The sequence below is a fragment of the Microcystis sp. M49636_WE2 genome (assembly GCF_030065375.1).
GTDB lineage: Bacteria > Cyanobacteriota > Cyanobacteriia > Cyanobacteriales > Microcystaceae > Microcystis > Microcystis aeruginosa_C.
Genome location: NZ_JASJFG010000107.1, coordinates 1 through 3,185, shown reverse-complemented (window position 1 = coordinate 3,185; position 3,185 = coordinate 1). Strand labels below are relative to the sequence as shown.

At 42.6% G+C, this 3,185-nt stretch carries 4 protein-coding genes; all 4 read right to left on the bottom strand.

The window, feature by feature from the left end; translation table 11 throughout:
• Nucleotides 1-164: 164 nt before the first annotated feature.
• Nucleotides 165-1,580, bottom strand: coding sequence for an argininosuccinate lyase (argH, locus tag PX484_RS02550; RefSeq protein WP_002759216.1), 1,416 nt, complete (start codon nt 1,578-1,580; stop codon nt 165-167).
• Between the two features lie 169 nt (nt 1,581-1,749).
• The gene (locus PX484_RS02545) at nt 1,750-1,953 is read right to left on the bottom strand and encodes a hypothetical protein (protein ID WP_043997706.1); all 204 of its coding nucleotides are present in this window, start codon (nt 1,951-1,953) and stop codon (nt 1,750-1,752) included.
• Between the two features lie 106 nt (nt 1,954-2,059).
• Entirely contained in the window at nt 2,060-2,671 is a 612-nt protein-coding gene (locus PX484_RS02540) for a class II aldolase/adducin family protein (RefSeq protein WP_287670320.1), read from the bottom strand.
• Entirely contained in the window at nt 2,668-3,003 is a 336-nt protein-coding gene (locus PX484_RS02535) for a hypothetical protein (RefSeq protein WP_287767730.1), read from the bottom strand. The genes PX484_RS02540 and PX484_RS02535 overlap by 4 nt, the downstream gene beginning before the upstream one ends.
• Nucleotides 3,004-3,185: the final 182 nt, after the last annotated feature.

Below are 3,185 nucleotides of genomic sequence, written 5' to 3'. Positions count from 1 at the left end.
TGTCCCACGGTACGTTGACCGCCTATAGCTTCTTGTACTTGTTGCGCGCGACTTTTTACCCGGCCAAGCTTTTCTGGTCGGAACCCCCTAAGCCGAGTTTTCAAGGTGCTGCGCCGTCCACTTGGTTTTCGAGACTGGCCTTTTAATTCTAACGTAAAGCCAACCTAGAACGGCGGGGTTTCAGACGCAAATTTTCGATGATCGAGAATGGCTTTAGCTTGAATTAAAGCCGATCGCACTTGTTCAAAACCTGTGCCACCATAGCTATTACGGGCCGCTACTACCTGACGAGGAGCGATCGCGTCGTAGATATCGGCCTCAAAAGCTGGATGTAATTCTTGCCATTCCGTCAGGGTTAAATCTTTTAATAACTTACCCGCTGCCAAACTGCTTTTAACGACTTTCCCGACTAAATTATAAGCTTCTCGGAAGGGAATTCCCTTACTGGCTAAATAATCCGCCACATCCGTCGCATTAGAAAAATCTTCCGCCACCGCGTTAGCTAATCGGTCGGTTTTAAATTGAATCCCGGTGGCTAAAAGTACCGTCATCGCTTGTAAACAAATCCGCACGGTTTTAACGCCATCAAATAACGCTTCCTTGTCCTCCTGCAAGTCTTTGTTATAGGCTAGGGGTAAACCCTTCATTAAGGTCAATAACGCTTGTAAATGCCCAAAAACCCGCCCTGTTTTGCCGCGCACTAATTCGGGAACATCGGGGTTTTTTTTCTGGGGCATAATGCTAGATCCCGTGGCACAACTATCGGTGAGAGTGATAAAACTAAATTCTTGGGAAGACCAGAGAATCATTTCTTCGCTCAAACGGCTCAGGTGGACCATAATCAGACTAGCGGCCGTCATAAATTCAATGGCAAAATCTCGATCGCTGACTCCATCGAGACTATTGTTATACACCTGCTCAAAATCGAGTAAATTGGCACTGTAATGACGATCGATGGGAAAAGTCGTCCCCGCTAAGGCCCCGCATCCTAGGGGCGAAATATTAGTCCTAGCGCGAATTTCCCCCAATCTTTGGTGATCCCGTTCGGCCATTTGAAAATAAGCGAGGAGATGATGGGCTAAACTAATCGGTTGAGCGCGCTGTAGGTGGGTATAACCAGGGATCAGGGTTTCCAGATGGTTTTCAGCGTGATTGACTAAAGCTTGCTGAAAATTGCGAATTTCTTGCCTAATATCATCGATTTGTTGTCTAAGATACAGACGTATATCCGTTCCTACCTGATCGTTGCGCGAACGGGCCGTGTGCAGTTTTTTGCCCACATCTCCCACGATCTCGGTTAAACGACGTTCCACGGCAAAATGCACGTCCTCTTGATCGATGCCGGGGTTAAAGTTGCCAGTGCGGTATTCTTGACGAATTTGTTCCAATCCAGAGACGAGACTATCAGCTTCTTCGGGGCTGATAATACCCGTATAGGCGAGCATTTTAGCGTGAGCTATCGATCCGGTGAGATCATACTCGATTAATTCGATATCAAAGCCAATACTGGCGTTAAATTCTACGATCGTAGGATGGAGACTACCTTCAAAGCGATCGCTCCAAGTTTTCTTTGCTGTCACTGTTTTCGTTAGATGATTGTGTATAAAGTTAACCAAAATATGCTAGGCAATTTTTAGGGATAATCTGGTGCTGATAGCATTACCGCTTCAGGTTAGAAAAATCTCCAACTCTACAAGCATAAGAATAGCAAGAATTGCTCACTCTGGCTGAAGGCTGATAGGCGAAAAGCTAATAAGAGGTAAAACCTCGAAACATATAACCGACAATGAAACCGATTAATAGGGCCCATACTTGCCCAGTTTTGACGAAATTTGAGAAGGATTTCTGGAAATTCCCGATGACATCCACGTCTTGATCCAAAATAGTCATCAAGACATTGGTAAGGGGCGAAAAGTCGATCGAGACAGATAGATGATGGAAGATGTCGATCACTATGGCATTCCTCAAAAACGAAAATCTACAGAACAAGTTAACATGAAAACGACTAAATCAAAACCACTTTTTTCTCCTCGGTGGTGAGTTGGAAAGGAGGTCACTTTCAAGATGACTGAGATTGCTGGTAATAGGATAATAATAAGTTGCCCGCTTTTGCTAAATCTTGCCCAAAGGCGATAATTCCTTCCTCATGACCACTCATCACTAAAATTTGTTGCTCTTCTAGACGCTCTTCTTGACATAAACGGATAATTTCTGCGGCCATTTCTGGGGTTCCATAGGCGATATTTTCTTGAGTGGTCGGCACTCGATACATTAAATTTTGCCACAGGGGGCGATGATGAATATGAATCACCCCATTAATCTGGGGATTCGCTTCATAAATCGCTCCATGGGTGAGAGTTTCCGAAGAAGCGGCGATTGTTCCCCGACAAGTGACCCAATTTTCTCTCCAATCGTAGTCTATAACTGTGGTGTAATGGGATTCATTTAATACTGAGATACCCCCAGTGTTAGTGCCAGAAATAATGATTTCTTTGTCTATTTTTCCTCGTTTACTCACATTCCCAAAACCGATTCCGTTATCGTATTGACCGATTAATCCCAGTTGATAGAGGCGATTGCGCCAATAATTTAATTCTGCAATCTCTGAGCTTATTAAGGGACGGTCAGGAATCCAAGTACAATTGTATTTAACGTAACCTTCATCAATCATAGATTTTTCTGAAAATATTCGGGATAACTTTGACAAACTTGCTGCACAAATTCCTGGAGAGGATAGGAAATATTAGTGATATAATTATCTTTAATTACTTGGGAGAATAGGGGTAAAACTTCCGTATCTAAGGCTGGGTTAAATAAGTCCATCGGCAGGATTAAATCGGAACCTTCCCGCACATCAATTGTCTCAAAATTATCGGCTACAATTAACCAAAGAGGACGCACCCAAAGAGCCGAACGACTTTCGATCACCTGAATTACTTCTCCGTATAAAGTTCGATTTTTGCAGAATAAACTAACAATTTGATGGGGAGTAAATGTGTTCATAGACAATTCTAGTTTTCCTTGATACTAAACTCAATTTTTAGCTATATAGCGTTTTCAAATAAGACATGAAAAAGCATCGTAATTGTGGAGATTAGGAAAAGTAAATAGTTTAAGGTTGATTAAAAGATTAAATATCTTCTTCATAATCCCAAAATTTTTACAGAAACGGTAGCATCTCCTTA